Source organism: Caballeronia sp. DA-9 (genome assembly GCF_051615025.1).
In the GTDB taxonomy this organism is placed as follows: Bacteria; Pseudomonadota; Gammaproteobacteria; order Burkholderiales; family Burkholderiaceae; genus Caballeronia; species Caballeronia sordidicola.
Genome location: NZ_CP195134.1, coordinates 170563 through 195247, shown reverse-complemented (window position 1 = coordinate 195247; position 24685 = coordinate 170563). Strand labels below are relative to the sequence as shown.

Annotated in this window: 26 protein-coding genes; 17 read left to right on the top strand and 9 right to left on the bottom strand. The window is 55.7% G+C overall.

All coding sequences use genetic code 11. From position 1 onward, the window contains the following. Both ACRWA7_RS34275 and ACRWA7_RS34270 read right to left on the bottom strand, forming a co-directional pair. Positions 1–654, bottom strand: coding sequence for a hypothetical protein (locus tag ACRWA7_RS34275; RefSeq protein WP_438396998.1), 654 nt, complete (start codon positions 652–654; stop codon positions 1–3). Beyond that, on the bottom strand, positions 654–974 hold the full coding sequence (locus tag ACRWA7_RS34270; RefSeq protein WP_438396997.1) for a hypothetical protein: 321 nt from the start codon (positions 972–974) through the stop codon (positions 654–656). The genes ACRWA7_RS34275 and ACRWA7_RS34270 overlap by 1 nt, the downstream gene beginning before the upstream one ends. Positions 975–3208: 2234 nt before the next feature. Here ACRWA7_RS34270 and ACRWA7_RS34265 point away from each other — a divergent pair. The 9 genes from ACRWA7_RS34265 to ACRWA7_RS34225 all read left to right on the top strand — a co-directional run bounded on the left by ACRWA7_RS34265 (position 3209) and on the right by ACRWA7_RS34225 (position 12127). After that, on the top strand, positions 3209–3973 hold the full coding sequence (locus ACRWA7_RS34265) for a replication initiation protein (RefSeq protein ID WP_438396996.1): 765 nt from the start codon (positions 3209–3211) through the stop codon (positions 3971–3973). A gap of 150 nt (positions 3974–4123) precedes the next feature. After that, positions 4124–5530 carry a TraI domain-containing protein gene (locus ACRWA7_RS34260; RefSeq protein WP_438396995.1) on the top strand — a complete coding sequence of 469 codons (1407 nt, stop codon included), beginning with the start codon at positions 4124–4126 and terminating at the stop codon, positions 5528–5530. Then, positions 5527–7398, top strand: a complete 1872-nt coding sequence (gene traD, locus ACRWA7_RS34255) for a conjugative transfer system coupling protein TraD (protein ID WP_438396993.1) — start codon at positions 5527–5529, stop codon at positions 7396–7398. The genes ACRWA7_RS34260 and traD overlap by 4 nt, the downstream gene beginning before the upstream one ends. A gap of 11 nt (positions 7399–7409) precedes the next feature. Continuing rightward, positions 7410–7928, top strand: coding sequence for a hypothetical protein (locus ACRWA7_RS34250; RefSeq protein WP_438396991.1), 519 nt, complete (start codon positions 7410–7412; stop codon positions 7926–7928). Beyond that, positions 7885–8139 carry a hypothetical protein gene (locus ACRWA7_RS34245; RefSeq protein WP_438396989.1) on the top strand — a complete coding sequence of 85 codons (255 nt, stop codon included), beginning with the start codon at positions 7885–7887 and terminating at the stop codon, positions 8137–8139. Before ACRWA7_RS34250 ends, ACRWA7_RS34245 begins: the two co-directional genes overlap by 44 nt. Then, complete coding sequence (locus ACRWA7_RS34240; protein ID WP_438396987.1) at positions 8132–8746, top strand: DUF4400 domain-containing protein; 615 nt, start codon at positions 8132–8134, stop codon at positions 8744–8746. The genes ACRWA7_RS34245 and ACRWA7_RS34240 overlap by 8 nt, the downstream gene beginning before the upstream one ends. Positions 8747–9051: 305 nt before the next feature. Beyond that, entirely contained in the window at positions 9052–9897 is an 846-nt protein-coding gene (locus ACRWA7_RS34235) for an ATPase (protein WP_438396985.1), read from the top strand. Positions 9898–9907: 10 nt separating this feature from the next. Then, complete coding sequence (locus ACRWA7_RS34230; RefSeq protein WP_438396983.1) at positions 9908–11641, top strand: ATP-dependent helicase; 1734 nt, start codon at positions 9908–9910, stop codon at positions 11639–11641. A 45-nt stretch (positions 11642–11686) separates the two neighbouring features. Then, entirely contained in the window at positions 11687–12127 is a 441-nt protein-coding gene (locus tag ACRWA7_RS34225; protein WP_438396981.1) for a hypothetical protein, read from the top strand. A gap of 283 nt (positions 12128–12410) precedes the next feature. Here ACRWA7_RS34225 and ACRWA7_RS34220 read toward each other — a convergent pair whose 3' ends face one another. The 7 genes from ACRWA7_RS34220 to ACRWA7_RS34190 form a co-directional block, all read right to left on the bottom strand. Then, positions 12411–12737 carry a hypothetical protein gene (locus tag ACRWA7_RS34220; RefSeq protein ID WP_438396980.1) on the bottom strand — a complete coding sequence of 109 codons (327 nt, stop codon included), beginning with the start codon at positions 12735–12737 and terminating at the stop codon, positions 12411–12413. A gap of 577 nt (positions 12738–13314) precedes the next feature. Beyond that, complete coding sequence (locus ACRWA7_RS34215) at positions 13315–13635, bottom strand: DUF4148 domain-containing protein (RefSeq protein ID WP_438396979.1); 321 nt, start codon at positions 13633–13635, stop codon at positions 13315–13317. Positions 13636–13886: 251 nt separating this feature from the next. Beyond that, on the bottom strand, positions 13887–14069 hold the full coding sequence (locus ACRWA7_RS34210; protein WP_438396978.1) for a CsbD family protein: 183 nt from the start codon (positions 14067–14069) through the stop codon (positions 13887–13889). Positions 14070–14232: 163 nt separating this feature from the next. Beyond that, a complete protein-coding gene (locus ACRWA7_RS34205) occupies positions 14233–14448 on the bottom strand; it encodes a hypothetical protein (protein ID WP_438396977.1) in 216 nt (71 codons plus the stop codon). A gap of 99 nt (positions 14449–14547) precedes the next feature. Beyond that, positions 14548–15021 (bottom strand): bactofilin family protein, encoded by a 474-nt coding sequence (locus ACRWA7_RS34200; RefSeq protein WP_438397171.1) that lies wholly within the window; start codon positions 15019–15021, stop codon positions 14548–14550. An 11-nt stretch (positions 15022–15032) separates the two neighbouring features. After that, complete coding sequence (locus ACRWA7_RS34195; RefSeq protein WP_438396975.1) at positions 15033–15962, bottom strand: hypothetical protein; 930 nt, start codon at positions 15960–15962, stop codon at positions 15033–15035. 86 nt (positions 15963–16048) lie between these two features. Beyond that, positions 16049–16648, bottom strand: coding sequence for a DUF1845 domain-containing protein (locus ACRWA7_RS34190; RefSeq protein ID WP_438396973.1), 600 nt, complete (start codon positions 16646–16648; stop codon positions 16049–16051). Positions 16649–17299: 651 nt separating this feature from the next. On the opposite strand from ACRWA7_RS34190, the gene ACRWA7_RS34185 reads away from it, so the two are divergent. The 8 genes from ACRWA7_RS34185 to ACRWA7_RS34150 all read left to right on the top strand — a co-directional run bounded on the left by ACRWA7_RS34185 (position 17300) and on the right by ACRWA7_RS34150 (position 24498). After that, entirely contained in the window at positions 17300–17569 is a 270-nt protein-coding gene (locus tag ACRWA7_RS34185; protein ID WP_438396971.1) for a DUF7696 family protein, read from the top strand. Further along, complete coding sequence (locus tag ACRWA7_RS34180; RefSeq protein ID WP_438396969.1) at positions 17566–18858, top strand: recombination directionality factor; 1293 nt, start codon at positions 17566–17568, stop codon at positions 18856–18858. Before ACRWA7_RS34185 ends, ACRWA7_RS34180 begins: the two co-directional genes overlap by 4 nt. 22 nt (positions 18859–18880) lie before the next feature. Beyond that, positions 18881–19069, top strand: a complete 189-nt coding sequence (locus tag ACRWA7_RS34175) for a hypothetical protein (protein ID WP_438396967.1) — start codon at positions 18881–18883, stop codon at positions 19067–19069. A 172-nt stretch (positions 19070–19241) separates the two neighbouring features. Continuing rightward, positions 19242–19655: an NADAR family protein gene (locus tag ACRWA7_RS34170; protein WP_438396966.1), complete on the top strand. Its 414-nt coding sequence runs from the start codon at positions 19242–19244 to the stop codon at positions 19653–19655. Positions 19656–19811: 156 nt separating this feature from the next. Then, positions 19812–21185, top strand: a complete 1374-nt coding sequence (locus tag ACRWA7_RS34165; RefSeq protein WP_438396964.1) for a metallophosphoesterase family protein — start codon at positions 19812–19814, stop codon at positions 21183–21185. Positions 21186–21402: 217 nt separating this feature from the next. Then, positions 21403–21951, top strand: a complete 549-nt coding sequence (locus tag ACRWA7_RS34160; RefSeq protein WP_438396963.1) for a hypothetical protein — start codon at positions 21403–21405, stop codon at positions 21949–21951. After that, entirely contained in the window at positions 21939–24260 is a 2322-nt protein-coding gene (locus ACRWA7_RS34155) for an SMC family ATPase (protein ID WP_438396961.1), read from the top strand. The genes ACRWA7_RS34160 and ACRWA7_RS34155 overlap by 13 nt, the downstream gene beginning before the upstream one ends. Positions 24261–24330: 70 nt before the next feature. After that, complete coding sequence (locus ACRWA7_RS34150) at positions 24331–24498, top strand: hypothetical protein (protein WP_438396960.1); 168 nt, start codon at positions 24331–24333, stop codon at positions 24496–24498. The last annotated feature ends 187 nt before the right edge of the window (positions 24499–24685 follow it).

Sequence of the window (24685 nt, the reverse complement as noted above, 5' to 3'; positions counted from 1 at the left end):
TTAAACAGCCGATTTGTCTTCGACCCGCGTCGTTTCTTGTCGGTTGGGGCCATTCTGTCCATCGAAAGCAGCCTTAAGAATAGCGAACGTATGGCGTGCCGCGTTTCGTACTGCAGTTGACGGATTCTCTAATGTCGCCCCGAGAAGCTCAGCTGTCGAATTTACGAACCATACCGGCGTTTTGATCACGCGCCCGGGGAACGCTTTATCGAGACCGTCAATAAGCCGCTGCGCCGACTCCTGGGCAAGTTTGTTGGTGGACCATGCGGATGGCAACGCTACTGCGTGAGGCATCGACTCCATGTCACGGGCGACTGACTCAAGATCCTCTTCGGAGGCGCGAAAAGGAACCACTGTTAGCTGAGCCTGCTCTGCCATGGCTTGGTCAAACGCCGGCCTATTTCCGCCACCGTCCACAACGAGCCAGCCGTTCCCCATGTTGTGACTTGCAGTAATGATCTGCGCTAAAGCGGCCGAGTCGCGTCCATCCAAAACTCCGTACGGACGGCCATCTGACTTGATTCGCCTGTGTGGATCAGTTAAGACATACGCTGCCGGATGCTTTTTCAGAATGGCTCCGAGGCACATTAGATGGGATGTCGTCGTTTTCGTTGTGCCGCCCTTTTGCCCGCCGATATAAACGATAGTGCTCATCAGATCCCCTTTTCTAGCACTTCGAGCATGATTTCTTGTGCTGAAACCATCCTGCCCTCGAGCCGGCTCCGATCAGCTGCAGCGGAAACATAGCGACCCAACAAGGCGCGAGTCGGACGAAGCGTTAGAGCCATTGTCTCGGTCGATGGTTTTTTACTGGCTAAGTTTTTTCCAGCGCCCTTCCCTGCTTTCCCCGTAGACAGATTTTTTTCGACGCCCGCCTGTTGATCTGGTGATTCCCGTGGCGTGGTCACGAGTGGTGCGCTCGCCGCACTACTCAGACGTGCGGCTAAATCTTCAACATCCTTAGCAGTTTTCACTTACCCTCCGTTTAGAAAACAGTTTAAAAACAGTAGTTTGGCGCTTTAAATACAGGTCTATTACCGCTACAACGCTGCAACGCTATACCACTATCCCGTTACGAAACGGTGAAAGTTTGATGGTATAGCGTCACGAAGGCACAGCATTACAAAATTATAGCGCTAAACGGTCGTGGCGCTAGAGGTTCATAACACCACACCAGCACGAACCTGTGCCATCTTAACGCTATGGATCTTTGACGCTTTAGCGGCATAACACGACGAATCTTTGCCGTTGTGGTGTTGTGCCGTTTTGGCGTTATGACGTCGTATCATTGTACCGCTTTGCCGTTTTGATGCTTCGGCGTTATGACGGTACGTCTCTGTAACATCGTGACGCTACGACATTGCGATAGTTTAATACTGGACCGTTGTGAAACTATAGTTTTCTACCGCTACAGTTTCATGACATTTCGCAGTCGTGCGTCTACGGCCTCGTAGCATTAAAATGCTACGCCATTTTAAAGTTGTATAGTCATAGACTTACACCATTCCACCATTGGAACATCATAGAGTTACGATGGTATAGCATCAATACTGGCTTAATACGGCGTCATGGCGTTATGGCGTTGTACCGTTGTATGGTTGTGAAATCGTAGCATCGTACCGCTTCGCCGTTTTGATGCTTTGACGCTTTGATCCTTCGGCGTTATGACGGTACGCCTGCATAACATCGTGACGCTACGACATTGCGATATTAAGGTTGATCGTTATGAAACTATAATTTTCTACCTCTACAGCTTCATGATCCTTCGCAGTCGTGAAGTTATGACTTCGCAGCGTTAGAATTTCATGCCGTTTCAATGCTATACCCCTATAGCGTTACGTCGTTCACCGTCATAGGTTTACGATGGAATAGCATCAATATTGCTCGATGAGTCGAATGCTCAGAAACTGGCAGACATGGCCCATCGCTCGGGCCTTTTATCTAAATAAGAGAAAAGTGCCGGACCAAGCTGCGGGGTGACCAGCTGACAGTTATATCTACATAACGTTATAGCTGTATAGCGGTATAACGTTAAGGTCGGTCGTAGATCTATTGATAAACGCCTCTCTAAAGAGCGACTTTTGGGTGTCGAACTCGCGGCTTTCAACTTGACACTTACCTCGACCAAATTTTGCCGCTGCCCATAATTCGCAAAGAAAAGGGCGGAAAGACGAGTCCGCCTCTTCATGTACTGTTTTGCGTGTTTTATGTTTTGCCATCGAGTTGGTGCCAAAGGTCGCGATGGCCGGGCTTGTCACTGCACGGTTCACCTGGCGGTCTTAGCCTTGGAGGCTGGCATTCTTGATGAGTAGGTGGGGAAGGGCGCCAGTACTTATGGGAGGCCCCCATACGGCATATAACTCTCACGGATTGCCGATCACCGCAAGCCTTTGATTTAAAGAGTTAAATAGACACGAGATTAGGGGGACACTCTGAGAATCCATTCAACGTCGCATCCGCAAAGTTGCGGGACATCGGGGACATCGCTTCCGATTTTCCTAAAAAATCTTTTATAAAAGAGGCAAGCGCAAAGCGCGCGTCAGGCCGAAGGCACGCTCCGTGGGGAGATTGTGGGCAGATTCCCGCACCTTGCTCCGCAAGGCCGTCCACAGCTTCATGCTGTGGTCGGGGGAATTGTCCATAATCGGTCGCGGGAATTCCGGTTTCGCGTACCGTCCCCTTGTTTGTATATTCGTTTGTAGTTGTTTGTAAACGGCTGAAACCTTTACTGGGCAAAGCTTTGCAGGTAGTTCATCTGACAAAAACCCACTTAAATATGACAAATTCCCATTTAGTCATGCATTTTCACACTGTTATCCACAGGCTCGAATTCTGACAAATTCCCACTTACATTAGCTAAACAAGTGGTCAGTAGTGCTCGAATTCTGACAAATTCCCACTTGCGGAGGGCCGCTCGAGCCAAATCTGACAAATTCCCACTGGCTCGGCTGTATTCTGACAAATTCCCACTCATTTATCGGGCACAGGGAATTCTGACAAATTCCCACTTGGGAGAAAACGCCCATCGGGGCTTGAACTTTGACAAATTCCCACTTGCTGCTATTGCTAGTTCTGACAAATTCCCACTTGATGCAATTGCCAATTCTGACAAATTCCCATTAGGGTTGACTGACAACAACAGTTGTTGACAGAATTGCGTTATTCAGCCATTGTTGTGTGATGTCAGAGCGACTAGGAACTTGTCAGAATGTCGAACGAAAACATAGTCGAAGTCCCGGAAAAGGGCGGAACAGAACGGTTTGTGAACATGAGCAATGCACTGACACGGGCCGCGCAAGGGCTCAAGCTAACTGAGAAGCGAGTGATCTCGTCCGCGATTGCGCAGAGTGATTCACTTGAACTTCGCAAACTATCGGCAGCGCTCGGGCCAAATCAGGGCTGGAAGGTCAAGCTAACCGCCCAAGACTACGCGCAAACTTTTGGCGTGGACCAGCCCACAGCCTATGTGCAGCTCCGCGAGGCGGCAGACAGCATCTTCAACAAATACATCCGAACGGTCGAATCGACGAAGCGAGGCGAAAAGGAACGTAAGTATCGATGGGTCACGGGAAACACATATCACCATGGCGAAGGGTGGGTGGAGATTAACTTTGCGCCCGAGGTCGCACCATTTCTTCTGGGCCTGCGAAAAGAATTTACGACCTACAAACTGAAACACACTGCTGCGCTGCGCTCGGTATATTCGTGGCGGCTTATGGAAATGTTCGCTCAGTACCGGGATACAGGGCTTGTCAGGATAAGTTTTGACGACTTTTGTCACGCTATGGAAGCCCCTCCTAGCTGCCTAAAGGATTTTGGTCAGTTGCGACGCCGGGTGATAGACCCAGCGGTACAGGAATTGACTGGCAAAGACGGGCTTCTCATCGAATGGAAGCCAACGAAGCAAGGCGGGAGGAAGGTGACTGGATTGGAGTTTACCTTCGCGCCTAATCCCCAGCTCTTTCTAGTCTGACGCTGTAATATGATGCATGACTAAGTGGGAAGGTGTCAGAATAGCTAGCAAAGTCTCGGCGATTGCGGCGATTGAAAGACGTATCAAATTCACGATCTTTCCATAGATCGGGTTATATGGCCATATAACCCCCGGGTCAGGCCACTGCAAATGTCCGAGATCCACTCACCTATTGACGCCAGCGCGCTTCTGCATCTACACGAAAAGCGTATCGAACTAGTCCGGCAGTGTGCCAATGAGAGTTCGCAAGCCGAATTTGAGCGTAAATGGCTCTCAGTGCTCACCCGCTGCGCACAGTGGTTTTCGTCGATGCCGCTGACGCCAGAAATGCATCGCGAACCCGGGGGCGCATTTCGAGCTACCGTCGAATCGACTTTTTATGCTCTGCGGCTCGCTGGCGGACAGAAATTTGCTGCCGATCTGACATCCGAGAAGCGGCGGCGGTTGGAGCCACAGTACAACTACGCAGTCTTCCTCGCGGCCGCTTGTTCATCGCTGGACGAGCCGTGCCGACACTTCGAGTTCACGCGGCTCGCTGACCGTATGGTCTGGAGCCCCGCCGCGCATGGTGGATTCGCCAATTGGATTCGTGGCGGTAGCTACACCATTGAGCGACGCGCGGCCGCTTTGAACAACGAACGGATGCGCACGGCGATGTTCGCGCAGACGGTGATTACCCCAGAGCTGCTTTCCGGGCTCGACACAATGGTGCTCGCAGACCTCTTCGGCGCAATCAACCCGGAGCGTTCGCCACAAGGGTTCGAAGCATTGGTGCACAAAGTAGTGCGTCAGGCGATGGACGTGGCAGTCGACTTCGAGCGCAAGGCGCAGCGCGGCGTATTTGCCCCGGTCAAGTTCGATGTCCCATCTGCGGTGCATGTGGCGCTTGAACTCCAGCCGCAGGCAGCGGCGGCGACCGCATCACCTGCGCCAACGACGACACTAAATAGGTCAACAGCCGCGACGGCCCCGAACGTCAGCGCTATCGCTACTAGTGCCAACGTATCAATGTCAGCTGCAACCGTAGCAGCAGACGTCTTGCAACCGGCGAGGGAAGGAATGCCAACCGGAGCGGGCCACGTGGGCGCGCAGGGCGCGTCTGCGTCTTCAGAAACCGCGCCAAAGTTTTCACAGAGCTTGCTCGACGCATTGGAGCGCAGCGAAGCGTCAACCGGGAACGGGATGGCTTGTGAGGCCCGTTCAGACTCGGTAAAGCCTGCTGCTGTAGATCCAACCAAGGCCACTACACCGCTGCATAGGTCGGGGCGAGTCGGCCCGACGGATAAGGAACTTGATGAATTGTTCGGACCGGGTTCGGTGATGATGAGGGAATTCTTTCGGGCGCTAGCGGACGACGTCGCCGCGGGAAAGGCCAAAGTTGTCTGGGAAGAAAAAGGGCTCACAGTGCAAAAACGCTTGATTGGTGCATATGGGATGACAAGCGATGCACTGGTCGAGCAGTTGCGGAAGCGCAGCTTACTGATGCGAGCACACGGCAACGACATCTGCATCGTGGAGCGCGCGGGGCGGATCATTATGGAGCGACCATCCGCATGAACTACATTAATCACTTCCGTCCGATCTATGAGGTGCGACCGGCTGTAATCTGGACTTTTGCGATTGTCGGCATTCTTGTGTCGGGCATGCCGTATAGCTGGGCATTCGCACTGTTCGGCCTGGTCGTGCTCATGATACGAGGCGTGCAGATTTGGCGCGCGTTGAGTTTTCGTATGGCGATCTCGACCAAATGGCTGAGCAAGATCCACATCTCCAAGCTGCTCGCTACCCAGCAAAACATGCGCGAGCGCGAGGATTCGATGTACCTCGGGACCGGATTCGAATGGACGCAAAAACATACCCAGATTGCACACGACATCCTTCGCATGCCCACCACTGACATTCCGTCGTTACCGCGCTGGTTAAACAAAACGGACCTAGGACGCGCGGTCGAAGCGCGAATAGAGTCAATGTTTGCACCTGTCGATAGCGTCCGTGATCGCATGCCTCAAGGATCATCTTGGATTCATGGGATGGAGCCTAAAAAGGTTCGAGTGCCATTTCACTACAAGGCGATGGGCGGCCACACGCTAGTCGGCGGCACGACGGGTTCGGGTAAAACCCGCACCTACGAAGTGATCTCCACACAGGTCATCCATAACCCGAAAGACGTGCTGATCATTGTCGATCCGAAAAACGATGATGATTGGAAAAAGCGAGTCGAGAAGGAGTGCAAGCGCGCTGGCCGGAAATTCCTCTACTTCAACCAAGCTAAACCGGCCGAGTCGATCCGTCTCAATCCTCTCGAAAACTGGTCGCAGCCATCCGAAATCCCGTCGCGGATCGCGCAATTGATGGAAGAGGGGCCGTTTCGAGACTTTGCGTTTTTGTTTATCGATCGCGCTGTCAAGGGCGAACTGTACGTCGGCGACAAGCCGAATCTTCGGTCAATCCTCAAGTACGCGCAGTCGGGTATTGCCACGTTGCTCGACCGTTGCCTGCGCCGCTTCTTTGTAGAAAACGGTCTTGCAGATTGGGAAACACTCGTTGTTTCCGCAACCGTGCAGCAGGCCAAAGGCAAGAACGACATATCGTTGGTTGACGGTATGGCTAAGTTATACATCGACCGTTTTGCGGCGGTTGACCGAGGCCATGAAACGCTGGATGGCCTTATCGCCACACATACGCATGATCGCGAGCACTACATGCGTATCATCGCGTCGGCATTGCCGCTTCTCCAGATGCTCGCCACTGGCGAAACCGGGTTGATGCTCGCCCCGAAAGCAGACGATTTTGAGGATGAACGCGAGATCTGGGATATCGACAAGATCATCAAGCAGAAAGCCGTCCTGTACATGGGCCTCGATTCACTTTCGAATAACATCGTTCAGAAAGCGATCGCCTCGATGGCGCTCTCGGACGTGGCGGCGGTTTGCGGCTCGATCTATAACTTCTATGCCGAAAAGCCCGACGTCGTCTTGATCATCGACGAAATCGCCGAGGCGATCAACGAACAGGTGATCCAGATTCTGAACAAAGGCCGTGGTGCCGGGTTCAAGGCGTTCGTGGCGTTCCAAGCGCGCGCCGACCTTGAAGCGAAGCTTGGAAACGCTGCAAAAATGCTGCAGGTTTTGGGTAATCTCAATAACCAAATTATCCTTAGGCTTGAGGATAGTGACACAGCGAAGTGGTTTTCGGACAAAGTGGGCGAAACAGCAATTCGGGTAATTAACGTCTCGAACAGCACGAACACAACAACCGAATCGCACGCCATGGAATTCAGCGGCTCCCAGTCACGCACGCTTCAATTAGAGAAAGCGCCACTCATTCCAATGCGCTTGATCCATAGTTTGCCGAATTTGCAGTACTTCATGCGCATCTCTGGCGGTGCGGTGTATCAGGGGCGTATCCCCATCATCGAAGGCTAATCAAAAAGACCATGTCTGTCGCATTCAAAAACATCATTCGCGATCACAAGCTGTCGCACAAACTCATCCCGGTTTTTAATGTAGCTCCCGAGCTCGAGCTTGCTTGTTCCCGAGTCGCCGATTTCGTCGGCGAACGGTTCCAAGGCGACAAAGGGCCGCTGGTTGCGGAAATGATCGAATCAGCGTTAAGTGGTTTTAAACGTGCGAAACGCAGCGGCGATCAGCACATTGCTTTCATGCAAGGTCTTTTCGAGCCGGCCAAGGCACTTTATGCACGTCGCTATGTGGCTAAGCGGGGCGACAAGTTTAGCGTGTGGTCTCCAATGCTTGAGCCGATCCCAATGTTCGAAGAGCGCCACGCGAATTGCGAGTTAGAGACCATCGACGAACGCTGTCCCGAGCAGATTACCGAGCGCACGGCCGCGTTCCAACTCGCCTCGCGCGTGCTGCAAGGCGAGGCTTTCCGTGTTTATTTTGAGGAATACGATGTCGCTCACCGTTTCGATCATAGCGAAGTTGTCGGGGGTTGATACCCATAAAGCACGTCGAGCACTCGACACGGTCGCTGCATTCGACGAACCCGGCGCCGTGCCGCCGGCGGAATTTACAGTCGGGGCTGCGGCGCGTTGCTACGCGCTCGCAACGATCGCGGATCATCGGCCCGGTCTTTTCTGGGCGGGAGTCGCTGCGATGATCGCAGTGCCCGTGCTCCTTCTCATTCAGGTGTTTCACCATGGCTAGTCGATTCGGCTCCCACCTAAAAGTCTGGTTTCTCCTCGTTCCTGTACTCGCTATTGCGGTGATGCCAGCCATCCCCGACCGCACTTTATTCGAGATTCCGGAAGCCGAGACATCTTCATTAGTAGGGTCGATCGGTGCCACTCGAGCAGACGATGCTACGCGGTCAGCCAATGCATTATTCAGGCGGGCGGTCGTCGATAACGGTTTGCTACGTAGGACGCTCGCCGCGTCTGGGCCGGTTGGCGGTATTACCGACGGCGGATTTTCGACCTTCGCTCATACATGGACAGAAAACTTTTGGCTGCTCGTGTACCGCATGATGTTCCGGGCCATGGTGATGAAACTTTGGATTTTGGGAACCGCGCTCTTTGCCGTCGCCATGTTCTTTGACGGGACGGCCCGTCGCAAAATCAAAGCGTCTGCTGCTGGCTTTGTAAGCCCCTTGTCGTTTCATCTAGCAGGACACGGGTTGTTGCTGGTCCTCGGTACGCTCTTTGGCGTCCTCGTGGTTCCGATCCCTGTGCTCGCTGCGTATTGGGTTGTCGTGGCGGCACTGCTGGGGGGATTGCTATGGAAAGCGGCGGAGTCCTTCCAATCATCAAGGTAGAAAGGAATCTGTAGGCAAGAGTGCAGAAACGGCTATCAAAAACATAAGTATTTCTCACAGGGGGTTATATGTCCATATAACCCCCTCGTCGTTCTCGGGCAGCTTCAAAGCTGCCGTCTGTATAAGGTCCGTCTCGCGGCGCCTTCGTTTCGGATCATCCGACTGTTCCACAAAGCGGCGCGATATAACGCCTGTTTTCGGCGTTTGATGCACTGACGTGCCGCAACAATGTCACCCATAGGCAGCGTTTCGCACGCCTTGTTTTCCAACGACAAACGGGCGAATGCCCGACCAGGAGAGGCTGAATGAGCACTGTTGAAGAAACCCAAGTCAAAGAGAATAACGGCCCGGTGTTGGAACCTGCTCTGGTCGCGGGCGCTCCGACACCGAGCGCGGTAAGTGATGGCGCAGATGACGGCGAGCTTGAGCTTGAGCTCACTCAGATGGAAGCCGATGCCGACCGGCTGCAAAAGGAAGGCGTGATCTCCCAAGACGACGCAACGATGAAACGCGCCGAAGTGGCCAAAACCCGCAAGCTCTTTCGCGATCTGCCGGGTGAGGAACGCATCGCCATCATCAAACGCCGTCGCGAAATCGGTCGCTTACTTCTGGACCGCCAGTTGTCGGGCGCCGCCGTCGTATCGGCGCATGTACGCCTGAACCACACACGGCTGAAGCCGCTTTTCGAGCAATGGTGGCCGTACCTGAACCGCATGAGCATCAACATGCAGCGTTTCGGCAATTCAACGTTCGGCAGCGAGAACAAGGAAACCGTGAACGGTTTCTTCGACAAGCAGCTCAAATCGCTCGAGGAATACGTTGAAGAACAGCATCGCGTCGCTGAGGGCTACCGCGTATCGAAGGAAGCCGAGCTTCGCGCAGCCAATGACTTCGTGTTCGAGCCGAGCATTCCAATGCCGGCGCTGGAGATCGAGGTCGAGGCGTATTCGCGCTTTTCGATGCGCATTCTGACGGCGTTGATGAAGTTCGATAAAGCCATGGACCATTACGACTTCATGGTGTGGAACGGCATTCGCGATCAGTCCGACGTGGATGACGAAACCGTACGGTTCCTGAAGAAGTTCAACCCGCTCGGCTTGCGTGGCTACATGACGCACCTGCGGCTCATGACGACCGTGCGCGGCTTGTAAGGGTAGAACGATGCTGGACGAACTGAATCCCCAGCAACGGGAAGTCGCCCAGTTGCGCCAGAACTGTGTGGCGATCGCTTGTCCTGGCGCGGGCAAAACCAAGACGATCGCAACCAAGGCGGCACTGCTGCTTCAGGAAGAAGCTGTGATGGTCGGCGCGGTGACTTTTTCAAAGGATGCCGCGCTCGAGTTACGTGAGCGCATCTTGGCCACCGCCGGTAAGGCCGTCAAGAAACGCTTGGTTGCCGGAACCTTCCACTCGCTTGCATACAAGCAGCTGCAGCGGCCCGGCAGCCGGCCGCTCGATATCGCATCCGACGGCGACCGGCTTGGATTGCTCATCCGCGTGATGCAGGAATTTGGGCGGGAAGGAAAAGCCGAGGACGTCATTCCGGCCATTGAGAAGATCAAGACGAATTTCGGCAAGTGCGATCCGCAAAGCGAAGACGGGCAACTGTACGTGGCCTACCAGGACGCGCTTGCGAGAAACGGCAAGATCGATTTCCAAGACATGCTGCGCCTCGCGGTCGAGGGCATGGAAAACGGCACGATCCTCCCGTATCCCTTCACCTTCCTTCTCGTTGACGAGTTTCAGGATACCGACCCGCTGCAGTATCGCTGGATCGAGCTGCATGCAAAGGCAGGCTCGATCGTGACGGTCGTCGGCGACGACGATCAAAGCATCTATGCATTTCGCGAAGCGCTGGGCTACCGGGGTATGGAAGCGTTCATCAAGCAGTTCGATGCTAAGCCGGTGGTGCTTGGCAGTAACTATCGGTGTCGCTCCGAGATCTTGGCGGCCGCTGACCGCGTCATACGCAACAACGTCGATCGCATCGCGAAGGTACTGCGCGCGGAAAAGGGCATGGGTGGCAGCGTAGCGGCTTCGCGGCACGCGGACGAATACGACGAGGCCGTCGCTGCGGTCGAGACACTGGCACCACTGCTTGCCGCGAAACAGTCGTGCGCGATTCTCGCTCGCACGAACCGCATTCTCGATCCGCTCGAAGCGGTTTGTCGTTCGCATGGCGTGAAGTACTACCGTGCGTCGGGGTCTTCTGTGCTGAGTCGGCCAGAAGGTGCGCTTATGTGCAATTTGCTGGAAATTGTCGAGCGCGTCAAAGAAACCGGGCTTGACTCGGTGCTGGCTCACCTTGGCCTTCGCGCCGAGCAATTGCGTGCGCTCCACGCAAACATGGGCGCTGAACTGCAGCAGCGCGGCAGGGCTGATCTAGTCGAGTTGGGTCTGCCGGAAGATGTGGCCACGAACTATCGCGAGTTCATGAAGCGGCTCGCAGAGTGGCGTGGCTTGTGCGATCGAAAGTTCTACTCGTTGACGCTTTCAGGGGTCAGCGAATGGATGTTGAAGTACGCGAAAAAAGAGCAGGCGATCCGTGCGATTCAAGCGACGTACGACGTGCTCTCAAGACTCTCTGGAACGTTCGCCGAACGGCTGCTGTTTATGCGTCAGGAGAACAACCACCCCACACCCGGCGCACTGATTCTCACGACGATGCATAGCGCGAAAGGCTTGGAATGGGACCACGTGTGGATTGCGCGCGCCGAAGAAACGATCGCGCCCGATGCCAAATCGACTGAGCCCGAAGAGCGTCGGTTGTTTTACGTCGCGATGACGCGTGCACGTGAGTCGCTGATGATTTCCGGCACGGCCAAGAACTTCGCGTCCAGGTTCGTGACCGAAGCACAAATCGAGGCACCAGCTGAGCCGGCGCTTGCCGCATAGCAAGGGCATTCGAGCAGCGAAGTGCTACACAAAACATGGGAAAAAATGAAACAGAAACTGATTTTTGGGCAGAAGGCAATTGGCGCAGCGCTTGTCGTGGTGGCCGGAGCAACCGTAATTAGCTCCGCAATCGCTTTCACATCCTTTGCCTCGAGTTCGGCCGCCACACTGGCAATTGTTGGCGGGGCGGCCAACTCCTCCCAAGATATGCGCACGTTGCAGATAGTTCAACGGTTGACGGGCGATGAGCGGGAAGCTGTTCTCGCGCAGTACGGTTTTCAATCCCTCGCCGAGTTGAACCAAAAGCTCGAAAAGCGGCGCATAGCCTTCCAGCAGCAAAGAGAGAACGTCGTACGCGCTCAATCCGCGTCGCAGTCGTCGCTAATATTCTTTGTAGCGGCCCTCGTCGCTTTGTCGTTCTTGTCGGCGAGGGCCGCAACGCTCTTGTTTAAGAATGCAAACACGCGACGTGCAGTCCCCGCATAAACGGCGGAAATGCGCGACAAATCGATTTAAAAATTTTGTGTCAATCGACTCGATCTCGATACCGTAATTGTGGATACAAGGCTGCCTGATGAAAAAAAGTCTCTTAATCGCGCTTTCCGTTTGCTACGCGTCGCTTGCCTGCGCGCAGACCTTGCCTTTACAGGACACGACGATATCCGTGACGGGGACGCCCAAAATCACATCTGCGGACGGGCAAAGCATCCACGTTGTGAACACCAAGGGAACCGTGACCCAAGTTAAGGTGTCTGCTGGTGATTCGTGCTCAACCACTGGCCTCCTGACGGAAGGTGCGGCCCGGAACGCTTTGCTGACCTGCGCCAGTGGTAGGTGGCGTGACCTCAGGAATCTGGATCAAGCCGCCATTCAAATGACAATCGATGGGCCCGACGAAGGTACGGTTTCCAGACATATCCAGTACGCGTTCGTTGCCCGAGTTGGGATCCCGACGCTCCACACAACTGAGGAAGCCGTAGTTAGGACATTTCGCTCGCAATCGGGGTTTGTCCAGCCGACCAAGACTGCCAACAGCCTTTACGTGGATACGAATGTATTGGCTTTTTAATCCGGATAACACCGCCCACTTGCTCATCGAGCTCACGTCGGTGGACGCTGGTCATGACTGGACGCAACGGGTTGACGTGACGGTGCCGGTTGGCGTCAAAACAACGATTGCGAAAGATGCGCTAGGTGCTGAATACGCCGTTCGGGTGACCAAACAAGCATCGTAAGGCGCAATGGAAAAAGGCCCGGACGATGCCGGGCCTTCAAACCAAGGTGGGAACCCCCGTTACCGCCTTGGTGGTATTTCTCTCGTAACTGGCCTGTTGCCTCTGCGTATTAGATTTATCGTCGGGCGTTTGTTGTCGGTCAGCAATTGCATGGTAGTCGACGCGAAATAGGCGCTATGTGGGTTATCCCACATAGCGCTTACTTTTCGTTACAGGTGTTGCTAAATGTGTACGGGACGCTGGCAAGTACTCGAACGTTTGGTCAGCGTGCTCCTACAGATGGGCCGAAACTAACGGGCGGCATGAAAAAAGCCCAGGCACTCGCGCTGGGCAACCACCGCCGACTAAGCCGATGGGGGAGGTCCTAAAAAAGCAAAATGGCTGCTGTCGGTTCCGACAGCAGCCATTTTTTGCGGTCAAAGCCGAGTGCGGGTCGCCTTAGTGGGCGCGGTAGACCGGATCTACCTCGGTAGCACCCGTATGTGCAGGCGTGTGGTAGCTACCTGAAGCTGATGTACCGTCAGCAACGCCACCATAGCTCGATTGACCGTTCTGAGCGGCTACCTTCGCTTCGGCTGCTTGAACTTGTGCCGGATAGGTTGTGTGATCGCCCGTGCCCGGGTTGTAGCCTGCGTTTTCCAATTGCACCAGCTCCGACTTCACTTGAGCGCGCGTAACCGGCGCTTGGCTGGATTGGGCAAACGACGACACAGCAGGGATTGCGAGCGCTGCGGCTACGATGATGGATGAGAGTTTCATGATACTTACCTCCGGATCTTGTTTTTGCGCAAACACCCGTTTGCGTTTCAGTGATTCCAGTGTAGGTAAATGTCCGCTTAAGATTAACAGTGGAAATGACAAAGGATTATTGCTGTTTACGTGTTAACCCTTAGCTGCGGTCGTTAGAACGCGAGTCCGCTTGTGGACCGGTTCGAGCGTGCGACTTGGCGCAGCGCAGAATAAAAAACGCCGGGAAACCCGGCGTTTTTTACGAACGACATCCGTTACGGCTAGCGCTTCTGTGCATCCTTCACGTCTTCCTTCAAATTGCCATATTGCTTCTGCGCCTCACCGGCACCCTGCTGTAGCTGGCCTTTCGCCTTCTGGCTTGGGTCGTCCGTGGCGTTGCCCACAACCTCGTTGACCTTGCCCTTCACCTTCTCTGCAGTGCCTTTCACTTGGTCCTTATTCATAGCAAACCTCCGATTTGGTTATGCGCCTGAATTTGGCAGCGAGGACAACGATGCAAAAAGTGATCCCGACGAAGCGGAGACACAAGACAAAAAAAGGCCCGCTCAGGTGGCGGGCACAATCCATATCAGTGGAGACATGGAGGAGACGAGGTAAGTATAAACCCTACTCCTCCGAGTGCAAGGCTTTTTCCAGCAGGTCGGCCAAAAACATTTCTGGCAGGACGAACGGGCTGCCGTTGGCGACTGTGTCGGGCATCGCATGGCGGTTAATAAATCGCCCATCAGTAAGCATGCAAAAACACACATCCGCGAACGCCGCTTCCTGCGCTGCGGCTTCCCAGGTCTCGCATCTGTAGTCGGTGTCGGGTTTTGTAGTCATTGTGATTGCGACCAGGTGTGAGAGGCCGCGATCCACGGCATATCTTTCAGGCGGATCGTCGCCCACGCGGGCTTACTGGTCCGTTCGACAAGGCACGGTTCAGAACGCTGCGGTGCGGTGAAGCTCAGTCACATTCGAATCGGCTTTTTCTGCGGCGCCGACGATAGGGGCAGTTGGAGACGGTGCTGCGGCCTCTTCTTGTTGCGACGCCGAGTCGCTTCCTGGAGCCGCATTGATCGTCAACATTCGAGTAACGCGCTTGAGCGTGCCGTTAAGCGACGCGTTGGGCCCCAAGCGAATTGTGCCGCTGTACAGGATGTCGCCAGATACGTGACCGTTAACCTCGAGCGAATCGCGGGCGTGGACATTGCCGTCGACACGGCCGTCGATGCGTACATGCTCGCCTTGAGTGCTGCCCTTGACCAGGCCGCCTTCGCCGATATGGAGCAAGCCGCGCGTCGAGATCACGCTGCCCGCGCACAAGCCAAAGCAACTGACGCCATGATCGACAATCATGTCGCCGTTGATTGCACAGCCGGGGGAGATAAGGGTGATGCTAAGTTCGTTTTTCATGTCCAAGCTCCCTAGAACATCTGTACTTCGTTCGATCCTGTCCGGCGCGCCGGAGCAGAGGGCGTGACAGCGCGCGTTGGCGCAGTCGGTTCAGCAACGCCTTCCTGTTCGACGCGCGGCTTCGAGATCCGATGACGGGCCGGATGCGTCTGTTTCGTCGCGATTGCAGCGGATGCGGTGCTGACAACTGGAGTCGCCTCGCTCGCCGCAACGGGCACAACGCTGACCGCTTGCTGAGGCACTTGTTGCACGACGACAGGTTCCGCTGGCTTTGCTACGGCAGCGGGAGATAGTGAAACCGCGGGCGCGGGAGCATTCACTGTTGCACTGGGGACCGACGTCGGGGCAACAGTGGGTGCGATGCTGCTGCGCGGCGTGATTCGGTGGATGGGGGAGACCGCAGCGCGTTCTGACTCGGCTGTCATTTGTGCGGTTGCTGGTGCCGAGTTCGCTGCCTGAGTCGGCGTGCTGCTCGTCTTGAGCGATTTTCGGAATTGATCGGCCGTCAGCCCCAGCATCGAGGCGCCTGTGAGGTCGCTCGAAGTGAGTCCGGGTGCATTCACCACGGGTTGCGCTGGTGCCGCATCGATCTCCTTGACTTGCATAGCATCGGCTCCGGTCTTGTTCGCGGGCGCAGTCATCGACGTAATCGCAGGCGCTGTCGCTGAGACTGACGTTGACCTTGGCGAACTGGTTAACGCTTTGTAAATCGTTGCAGCACCCATGCCGGCCATCCCCACAACGGCAGCAGCGGCCGCTGCAAGGATGGTCAAACGCACGATGGGTCCGGTCTGAGCCCACCGCCGGCGCATGGTCGGGGCGACTTCATTGCCGCCGATATGGACCGGCGCGGGAAGTGCTGCGATTTGTCGTGGCAGATCGATGGTTAGCATGTCGGGCGTGAATTGCGCATGAAGCCGTTGGATATCGCGTAAATCCATAGAGGACCTCGTTTTCGTTGTCTTGATCTGAGCGTATCGCCTGCGCGTCACTGTCAAGCCGTGGACGGACAAGCAAGCGACAGTGACTAATTGGCGCGATCTGGCTCGGGCAACAGGACGCCTTCCGGCGCGTATCGATCGTTGTCCGGTTGGCAGATGAAGGGAAACTGTTTGAGTCGGGCTTCGGCCGCGTCCAAAGCGGATTTACGCTGATGCCCCGACACAACGCCGAGCAGTAGACCTTCGAGGGTTCTGAGGAAGATCACATCGTAAATGGAGAGCAGGCGCACAAGACGGCCTGATAGAGCGTTCTTCATCTCGAGCGTTACGCTTTCGGGCTTTATACCGAGGTTGCGGCGAGGCAATTTGTTTGTTTGCGCGAGCGCTCGTTTGAACCACTCATCTGCCACCCGGAACTCGTTCTCGATCGCGGCGCGCTTGCCGCCACGTGCAACGGACATTTTGGCCGAACAGAAATTGTAGTGCGCACGCAGGAATTCGCGCGCGAACTCCGAGTAGTACGCTAGCTCAGTCTGGGCATGAGTGTCGGGGATAATTCGCGCGATCCGATCGTCGCTTGTAAGCCGAGCGAGTGGCTTGAGGCCTGACCCGATTGGCCCGTACGGCGAAGCTTCGGGGGTAGCGGGGACGTTATCCTCGGGCGTTTCCTGTGGAACAGCGGGCATGATTTTCTCGGTCTGTATGTGCTCTCTCAGACATAGATTCTCAATGAGATGAAGATTGTGTACACACCGAAAGACATATCAAATTCGTGACGTTTCGAGTCCACGGCACATTCATTTGCGGCAATACTTCAATCCATACCCCGCGTCTCTGACGCATCGACCTCGACTCCCATCCCGGAGTCCATCTTTTCTCTCCAAAGTCGTGCTTCTGAGCATGCTCCGACCAGTTAGCTCCTGGTGTGGATATCTTCTTGTGCTGAGTGCCTAGCTAAACACTCCCCAATTTCAGCCGTGATACTCGTACCTTCTGGCTCGCATTCATTTGGCGACCGGGTACATCGTTCGAACCCAGTTTTTCGGGTGTTCTCTCTCCAGAGCCTGTTCTGGGTAGAACGATCGAAGTTGGCTGATCCGTGATTCCTGCGGCGGAATGTATTTTCCGAAAAGGGCTGTTGCGCGGCGTGACCATGCTGCGCGAGGACGACTTTACGTCCTCTGATAGAGCCTTCACTGGCTCCCTGTGCGCCACGTCCCCAGAAGGGACGTGGCGTGTAGGTCTCATTTGCCCATTTCTCAAAGCTCGCTCCCTCACCGGAGCGGGCTTTTTTTTCGCCTATCGGTTCCCGACAGGCTTTTTCTCTGGAGGTGTTTATGTTGCTGCAAGACCGCCTCAATCAGCGCATTGCAAACGCGATCAAAGACAAGATCGAATTTGAGCGTGCTGAATGGGACACAACCTCGAATGCGTGGCGCACACGCTGTGAAGTGGCTCGGGTCGCAAGTTTCAGCGACGCCGACCGTTCCGTATTTATCCATCAAGTGACCGAACGCAGAGGCAGTGCGGCCGCCGGCGAGATCGAATCTCAGGCGACCAAACTGCGCACCGCGGCCATCTTCTTTCTCGCGAGCTCAAAATCATGAATGCAGTCGTATCGATGCTGGACCTCACGCCGCGCAGTCTTGTCGAGGAGCGCGCGCTCCGGCCTCCGACCATGGGCAAGATTCGCCCGGGTATCAAAGTGCTGACGCGCGCAATGCAGGCGAATCAACAAGCCGTTGATCTGTACAACACGATGGCGGCCGCCGGCGACTCTTACGAGACGATCGGCAAAACCCTCGAGAGCAAACTGAAGCTCAAAAACGCGTTGGTGCCGAAGAACGTTCAGTACTTCGTCTGCAGGCGTTCCGACTTCTCCAACCCTGCGACGGCCGATGAGATCCTCCGGATGTATGGCGAGGATCGGGGCGATGGCGTGAAGCTCTATCGTTTCCCGGTGATGTTTGCCTTCGACGATTGGCTTCGAAACGTCCCCAACGAAATGGCGGTGTACACGACGACGAGCCGCCAGTTCTTCTCGCAGTATGGACCGGACGGCGTGCGCTACTGCAAGACCTACCCGCCTGTCGAACGCGATGAGCGAGCCACAAGGGTTAGACGTTCATTCGGCGGCAGACTGATTGTTCACCGACAGGATGACGACATACCCGATGGCAAGTGCGATCCGCATGCATGTCCTCAGTATCAGGCGCGCAAATGCAATCTCTCAGCGTCGTTTCTGTTCGTGATCCCGGAAATTAAGGGTCTCGGGCTAATCGAACTGCCCACCAACTCGATCTACGTTCTTCAGAAAGCGTACGGCGCCATGCAGACGGTAGCCCTCGCGCGCGGTCGGCTGACCGGCACGCGGTTCTGGCTTTCAAAGCGTGAGTTCGAAATCACGCGGATCGACGAGAACGGCCAAGCGGTACGTCAGAAGCAGATGCTGACGGTGCTCGACGCGGATATCGATCTTGGCGCGTTGCTTGATGGCGCGGACGGAGCGGTACCGGCGTTGGAAAGCGCAAATCAGGCTGTCGCGCTGCTCGAGGCCTCGGGGGAGGCGCATGTGGTCGATCAACGTGCGGCAAACACGACATCTGAATCAACCGGCGAGGCGGCCGCCGATTCCGTTGACTATGAGCCACAGGCGAATGAAACGCTGGAAGACAAACGCGATCGCATGACGGATCTATTGCATCGCTTGGGCCTTAATCGGGAAGAGCGGCAGCAGGACTTCAGAATCCTTGGTCAATATCGCTACGGCAAGGGCTGGACGAATAAGCTCGATCAAATTGACGCGATGAATCGGTTCCTGGCCGGCGCACTTGCTGACAGATCTGAACTCGAGGCGGAAATTGCGACCGCGGTGCAGTCGACCACCTTTGTATAGGAGATCTCAAAAGGGGATCGCTATGACGCGACTCTACGACGCTACATGGGATGAAACGTATGTCCTCCCACGCACGGACACCGTGTCGGAGGATTACTTTCATGGCGACAACGGGTATGACGCAATCGATATTCAACGCATTGACGCTCTGCGGGTCGGAGAGCAGGTTGAACTCGATAATGGTCATCACCTGGTGAAGCGAATCCAGTAGTTCGCGCTAACCTCATGTGCCGGCCCTTCGGGGCTGGTACACCTTCTTCAAATCTTCGAGAGCCGAGAGCCCTTCAGCAAACCTGTGTCGCTAAAGAGTTTCCGACCGCGCTTCTCTGCGCATCGAATCCGTCCGCCTAGGCGGCCTATTAATTGTTTTGAAGGAATCTTCGATGCGTGAGATCGGCAACTTTACGTTGTTCTTCGGCGCTGACGATGCACTGAGCAACTGGCATCCCTGTCAGTTTGTTTATCGCGGGTTCGAATTTCAGAGCGTCGAACAATTCTTGATGTTCTCGAAAGCCAAGTTATTTGAGGATGCCGCATCGGCCAGCGCAATATTGGCCGCGCGTCATCCGAAAGCGCAGAAAGCGTTGGGCCGAAAGGTCGAAGGCTTTGATATTGAAAAGTGGTTAAGCAAGCGCGAAGCAATCGTGTACGTAGGTTGTCGAGAAAAATTCTCGCAGAACCCACGGTTGCGAACGGCGCTATTAGCGACTGCATCGACCGAACTTGTCGAAGCGAGCCCCTACGATCGAATTTGGGGTGTCGGGCTTGGTGAGCGCGACCCGTTGATTCTTGATTAGTCAAACTGGCGAGGAACAAACCTTCTTGGCATCACGCTGATGAAGGTGCGCGACACGTTGCGAAGCTCTTAAATTCAGATTTCTCTCGCCATTCGGCGACAACAATGAAGCTGCCCACGGGACACCGAGGCAGCTTTTTTCATTTAAGGAGGCGACATGAAAATCGCTCATTTTTCTGACTTGCATTACGCACCGGGTAACTTGGAGGAAGCGGACCGCTGTTTCGGGTTCGCGGTATCCACTGCCATCGAGCAACAGACCGGTTTCGCCGTCATCTCGGGCGACGCAACGGACCATCGGCTCGACGCGCATGCGCCATCGCTGAATCGGCTTGCGCAGCAGATCCACCGGCTCGCTTTTTCAATGCCGGTTTTGATGCTGCAAGGCACGTTCTCTCACGAGCCACCTGGGACGCTGAAGAACTTTGCGTTGATGGGCGACCGGTATCCCGTGTTTATCGCCGATCGCGTACAACAAGTGAGCTGGTTCGAAGGTCAATTCTTCGCTTCGTCTGGGCCGCTTTTTAGCCCAGAAGAACTGAGAAGCGTCTTGAACATCGGCGCGGATGTCGTGTTCACGTGTTTGCCCACGGTCAACAAGGGGCAACTCGCGGCCGCGGTGGGCGCGAGGGATGCGGTGACTGCGCTTGGCGACGTGCTGAGCGACTATCTCACGGCGGCCGGCAAGGTCAACCGTGAGCTGCGCGCGGCTGGTATTCGAACGGTCGGTGTGTCTCATGGGACGGTCAATGGCTGCACGACCGAACACGGCGTCACGATGGCCGGTTTCGATCACGAGTTTTCCCTCGGTGCGTTGTTTGACGCCGATTGCGATGCTTTCATGCTGGGACATATTCACAAACACCAGCAATGGGAGCGCGCAGGGCGTGTGGTGGCGTATCCGGGATCAATCGGGCGCTTCCATTACGGCGAAGAGGGCGACAAGGGCTATCTGCTGTGGGAGGTCTCTGCCGGCGACGCGAGAGCGGAGCTGGTCGCAACCCCCGCGCGGGAGACGGTCTGTATCGACTTTGACGGGCCGCCTGACATGGCGCGGCTTGCCGAGATCGCGGCAAGTTCAACGGACAAGTTTGTTCGCGTTCGTTGGCAGGTTGATGAGGAGCATCGCCAGTCGGTCGATCGTGATGCGATCGCGGCACTCTTTTCCGGGGCATCGGAGCTAAAGGTTGAAGCGCGCATTCTTCCGGTTACACGCAGCCGCGCTCAGGGAATCAGTCTTGAGACAACGGTCGAGCGAAAGCTTGAGCGGTGGTGCGAGTTGACGCAGGTCGGTGCGGCGCCGTTGCTTGAGCGGTTTCAGTTGCTCGAGGCGAACGACGCAGAATCGATAGCGGCAAGCATTTTAGGCCGTATCGACTCCCTTCAAGCTTCTCAGCCCAGTCAGGTGTCTTCTGATCCTGTTGGTGATGAACACGAGACGCTTGTCGAAACGATTGAATCTCCGGATGCAACCGTTCAGATTGTTTGGTCACCGGCCTCGTGGCTTGAGGATGACCTTTTTGCAGCGTGAGCTGCCAATCCAGTGAGAGAGGCCATTACGGCTCTCTCACTCGTGAACACGAGCCGTGTTCCGATAGCCCGCGAGGTTATCGAAACAAGGTTTCACCGCGTCCTGGACGCATCGATGTAAGTAACACCCTATCTCTGCAGTTTCATTTTTCTTCACCCTGGCGGGGAGCGATCCCTAACGGGCGCACTCCGTCTTTCTTCCTTAACGGAGTGCAATCATGTTTGGCCTTTATCCTGCCGGATCCGATTGGATTCGTACCTTCGCGTCCGAGCAACGTCCGGCGCGCGAGATTCAAAAGTTGCTAGTCGACCACGCCGGCTTCACTGCGGCGATTTTTCATCAGCCGTTCGGCGAACACCGCGGCGCTGTCATTGCGCAGTCCGGAAAAGTCCTTGTGATGTCTGCAACTGCCCCTGGCATTTGCAACATCGCTGTGACGCCAACGGTGGAGCTGCAGCATCTCCTCTGGTCGTATCGTGAAGGCTACGCAACCCAGTGGTCCGCGATGGAGATTCGCACCCTAACCGGTCACTCGGGCTGGGATGAGCTTCTCATTAGCGCCCGACGCGAGTTTGCGTTGGTCTGCGATTTGGTGAGCGCCGCAATCGAAGGCACGTTGAGCGCGCCTCGCTTGCCCGAACCTGTTGCCGCACCTGCCATTGGGACCGTTCACGACGCGTTTCCGGACGATGACAACGACGGGTTCTATGCGCAATGGGTTGAGATGTCGCAACAAGCATCGGAGATGCCGCCATGCGCCCACTGAAACTCACGTTGGAAGGGTTTTACGGTGTGCGAGATGGTATGCATCGTGACAGCCTCACGCTCGATCTGGAAAGCTTGCCGGAAGGCCTGATTGCGTTGACCGGACCCAATGGGGCCGGGAAAACGACGATCATGGACAACCTGCACCCGTATCCGATCATGCCGTCGCACGCGTCGAAGATGTCGGTCGACGCGTTCTCGTATTGGGACCATATCTGTGCACCCACTGCGCTCAAGGAACTCGAATGGGAACACGATGGCATCCGCTATCGGTCCTCTTTTTCGTTTCGTAAGCCCGGAAAGACTGGCAAGGCTGAGTACTACCTGGCTTATCGGTCGATGGATGGCACGTGGCACCCGGTGTCGTTACCGGATGGCACTGTTTCGGACGGCAAGGCGGATACCTACAACTGCTGTGTTGAAGCAATCAATGGCTCACTCGAAACATTCTTCACAAGTGTGTTTTCGGCTCAAAACCGTCGACCGCTTGCATCTTACGGGTCGGGCGAAATCAAGACATTGCTGGCTGAACTACTCGGGATTGAGAATCTGAAGGCGCTGTCGGCGAAAGCTGCTGACGTCGCGAAGAACCTGGGTCGTGCGCTCGACGCCGTCAACGCTGAGATTTCGGCTTTGGTGCTCAAACGCGAACGGGTGTCGGACGTTCAGCGCTTGGCTGATCGTGAATTTGAAGCACTTCGAACAACTCGAATCGACCGTGATAAGGCGGTAGCCGTCACAACCAGCCTGACTCAGCAGCGCGCGACGCTTGCCGTCAAGCAAAGTGAGTCGGCGGCCATTGAGGCTCGGCTTCGCCAACTTGGCGTGCGACGAGACGAGTTGAACGGTGCCCTGAAGGCTCTGATTGACGATGACACGGCTGCAAAGACGCGCGTGCAACAACGTGTGTCGACGCTGAACCGGTCGGTCGCAACGCATCAAGCGACGTTGACCCAACGAGAAGCCATTTTTGGAGCGGCAGCGCAGCGTGAGGAAGCGCAACTTCTGATCGGCCGGGAGGCCGCGCGAGTCGAGCCTTTGCAGATCGAGATCGCAGCGCTGCAAGCGAAGCAGGTTCAGCATGCAGAGTTGCAGGGCAAGTTGCAGGGTCTTGAGAAGGAAGGGCCGACCAAAGCGGCTCATTTCGAAAACCTCAGGCAGCAAGCTGCGGTGGTCGACTCGGTTCCCTGTGCTGGCCACGAGATGCACACGAGATGTCCGCTGTTGTCGCAGGCACGTGAGGCGAAGGTACAGGCAGAGGTTCAGCGGATTTCGGTGGCCCAACTACGAACGACTTATTCGGAAACGAGAAAGTTGGCTGTGGAACTGGCGCCGGCACTCGAGCAGCTTGCTGCAAAGCGTGCTGAGCTGAAAACGCTGAACGATGCGGTTAGCGTGGCACGTCAGAAGCTCGAAAGAGCGACTGAGCTCGCTGCTAAGAAACCGTTGCTGGAGGCTGCGACCATTGGCCTCGAATCTGCACAATCGGAGCTCAAGGCTTTGGCCGAAGAGGAACGGGCACGACTGCTTCGTGTCGAGGCTGATAAGTCTCGCTTGATGGCGCAGCTGGCGGAGATTACCGAGGAGGTTACGCGCCTTGGTGCAGTCGATGTGACCGCTGCGATCGCCGATATCGACCGCCAACTATCGGTCAATCGCGAAGGTGTCGTGGCGTTGGATGCCCGAATTGAGGATCTGATTCGGTCGCAAACGACGTTGCAAGCTGAATGCGAAAGACTGAAGACGGAATTGATCCCGTTTGTCGCGACAGAAGTCCGCGCCAGTCGTCTCTCCAATGAGATTGCACATTGGAAGCTGCTGGCAAAAGGTCTTGGCAACGATGGTGTTGTTGCTCTGACGATCGACGACGCGGGGCCGGCGCTGACGCATACCGTGAACGAGCTGCTGTTGGCGTGTTACGGCAGGCGCTTCACGGTTGAGATTCGTACGCAACGAGCGTTGGCCAGCGGTGAAATGCGCGAGGGGTTTCAAATCCTTGTGCACGACGCCGACAACGACAGCACCAAACTGGTCGAGGTGATGTCGGGTGGCCAGAAGGTATGGATTAACGAGTGTTTGACGCGTGGCATTGCGTTATACCTCGCCCAAAACACCGGGCAGCCGTACCAAACCCTCTTTAGCGATGAATCGGACGGCCCGCTTGATCCGCAACGAAAGCTGCAGTTCATGCGCATGAAGCGGGAAGTGTTGCAACAGGGCGGGTACCAGCGGGAGTTCTTTATCTCGCAAACATCCGATCTTGTTGCCGAGGCTGACGCGATTATCGACGTCCAGGCGCTTGCGGCCTGATCCATCTTCTTAACCCTCGCGGGGAGCTTCCCCGCATGGGGTGCTCCTCGTTTTCCTTAGGAGCACCCGCATGCAATCCCTTGAAGGCGACCGCAATCCGGAGCCGTCCCTTTCTAAAAAGGCTTCCGCCACCGAAACACCTTGCGTACGTGAGTACCGTTTGAACGGCTCTCTCCTGCGAGACGTGATGGTGCAAGGCCGATGGCTCACGGTCAGCGTGTTGTCGTTGCATAACTAACCGTCGGCGCATCGACGGCATAACCCTTCTGGCGCTCACTGAGCGCCATTTTTATTGGTGAAATCATGGCAAATCTTTTGATGCTGCTCTTGGCTGTGTCCAGTGGTCCCTCGCATTCGCATCCGCCGAAAGCGCCGCGTCCACCCGTTGTTTCGCCGCACTCGGATGCACGCGCGGCGGTACCGCT

What these genes read in the sequence shown, in the direction of transcription:
- ACRWA7_RS34275 (WP_438396998.1), bottom strand. Translation starts at nt 654, where the DNA reads ATGAGCACTATCGTTTATATCGGCGGGCAAAAGGGCGGCACAACGAAA.
- ACRWA7_RS34265 (WP_438396996.1), top strand. Translation starts at nt 3,209, where the DNA reads ATGTCGAACGAAAACATAGTCGAAGTCCCGGAAAAGGGCGGAACAGAA.
- ACRWA7_RS34260 (WP_438396995.1), top strand. Translation starts at nt 4,124, where the DNA reads ATGTCCGAGATCCACTCACCTATTGACGCCAGCGCGCTTCTGCATCTA.
- traD (WP_438396993.1), top strand. Translation starts at nt 5,527, where the DNA reads ATGAACTACATTAATCACTTCCGTCCGATCTATGAGGTGCGACCGGCT.
- ACRWA7_RS34250 (WP_438396991.1), top strand. Translation starts at nt 7,410, where the DNA reads ATGTCTGTCGCATTCAAAAACATCATTCGCGATCACAAGCTGTCGCAC.
- ACRWA7_RS34245 (WP_438396989.1), top strand. Translation starts at nt 7,885, where the DNA reads ATGTCGCTCACCGTTTCGATCATAGCGAAGTTGTCGGGGGTTGATACC.
- ACRWA7_RS34240 (WP_438396987.1), top strand. Translation starts at nt 8,132, where the DNA reads ATGGCTAGTCGATTCGGCTCCCACCTAAAAGTCTGGTTTCTCCTCGTT.
- ACRWA7_RS34235 (WP_438396985.1), top strand. Translation starts at nt 9,052, where the DNA reads ATGAGCACTGTTGAAGAAACCCAAGTCAAAGAGAATAACGGCCCGGTG.
- ACRWA7_RS34230 (WP_438396983.1), top strand. Translation starts at nt 9,908, where the DNA reads ATGCTGGACGAACTGAATCCCCAGCAACGGGAAGTCGCCCAGTTGCGC.
- ACRWA7_RS34225 (WP_438396981.1), top strand. Translation starts at nt 11,687, where the DNA reads ATGAAACAGAAACTGATTTTTGGGCAGAAGGCAATTGGCGCAGCGCTT.
- ACRWA7_RS34220 (WP_438396980.1), bottom strand. Translation starts at nt 12,737, where the DNA reads ATGAGCAAGTGGGCGGTGTTATCCGGATTAAAAAGCCAATACATTCGT.
- ACRWA7_RS34215 (WP_438396979.1), bottom strand. Translation starts at nt 13,635, where the DNA reads ATGAAACTCTCATCCATCATCGTAGCCGCAGCGCTCGCAATCCCTGCT.
- ACRWA7_RS34210 (WP_438396978.1), bottom strand. Translation starts at nt 14,069, where the DNA reads ATGAATAAGGACCAAGTGAAAGGCACTGCAGAGAAGGTGAAGGGCAAG.
- ACRWA7_RS34205 (WP_438396977.1), bottom strand. Translation starts at nt 14,448, where the DNA reads ATGACTACAAAACCCGACACCGACTACAGATGCGAGACCTGGGAAGCC.
- ACRWA7_RS34200 (WP_438397171.1), bottom strand. Translation starts at nt 15,021, where the DNA reads ATGAAAAACGAACTTAGCATCACCCTTATCTCCCCCGGCTGTGCAATC.
- ACRWA7_RS34195 (WP_438396975.1), bottom strand. Translation starts at nt 15,962, where the DNA reads ATGGATTTACGCGATATCCAACGGCTTCATGCGCAATTCACGCCCGAC.
- ACRWA7_RS34190 (WP_438396973.1), bottom strand. Translation starts at nt 16,648, where the DNA reads ATGCCCGCTGTTCCACAGGAAACGCCCGAGGATAACGTCCCCGCTACC.
- ACRWA7_RS34185 (WP_438396971.1), top strand. Translation starts at nt 17,300, where the DNA reads ATGTTGCTGCAAGACCGCCTCAATCAGCGCATTGCAAACGCGATCAAA.
- ACRWA7_RS34180 (WP_438396969.1), top strand. Translation starts at nt 17,566, where the DNA reads ATGAATGCAGTCGTATCGATGCTGGACCTCACGCCGCGCAGTCTTGTC.
- ACRWA7_RS34175 (WP_438396967.1), top strand. Translation starts at nt 18,881, where the DNA reads ATGACGCGACTCTACGACGCTACATGGGATGAAACGTATGTCCTCCCA.
- ACRWA7_RS34170 (WP_438396966.1), top strand. Translation starts at nt 19,242, where the DNA reads ATGCGTGAGATCGGCAACTTTACGTTGTTCTTCGGCGCTGACGATGCA.
- ACRWA7_RS34165 (WP_438396964.1), top strand. Translation starts at nt 19,812, where the DNA reads ATGAAAATCGCTCATTTTTCTGACTTGCATTACGCACCGGGTAACTTG.
- ACRWA7_RS34160 (WP_438396963.1), top strand. Translation starts at nt 21,403, where the DNA reads ATGTTTGGCCTTTATCCTGCCGGATCCGATTGGATTCGTACCTTCGCG.
- ACRWA7_RS34155 (WP_438396961.1), top strand. Translation starts at nt 21,939, where the DNA reads ATGCGCCCACTGAAACTCACGTTGGAAGGGTTTTACGGTGTGCGAGAT.
- ACRWA7_RS34150 (WP_438396960.1), top strand. Translation starts at nt 24,331, where the DNA reads ATGCAATCCCTTGAAGGCGACCGCAATCCGGAGCCGTCCCTTTCTAAA.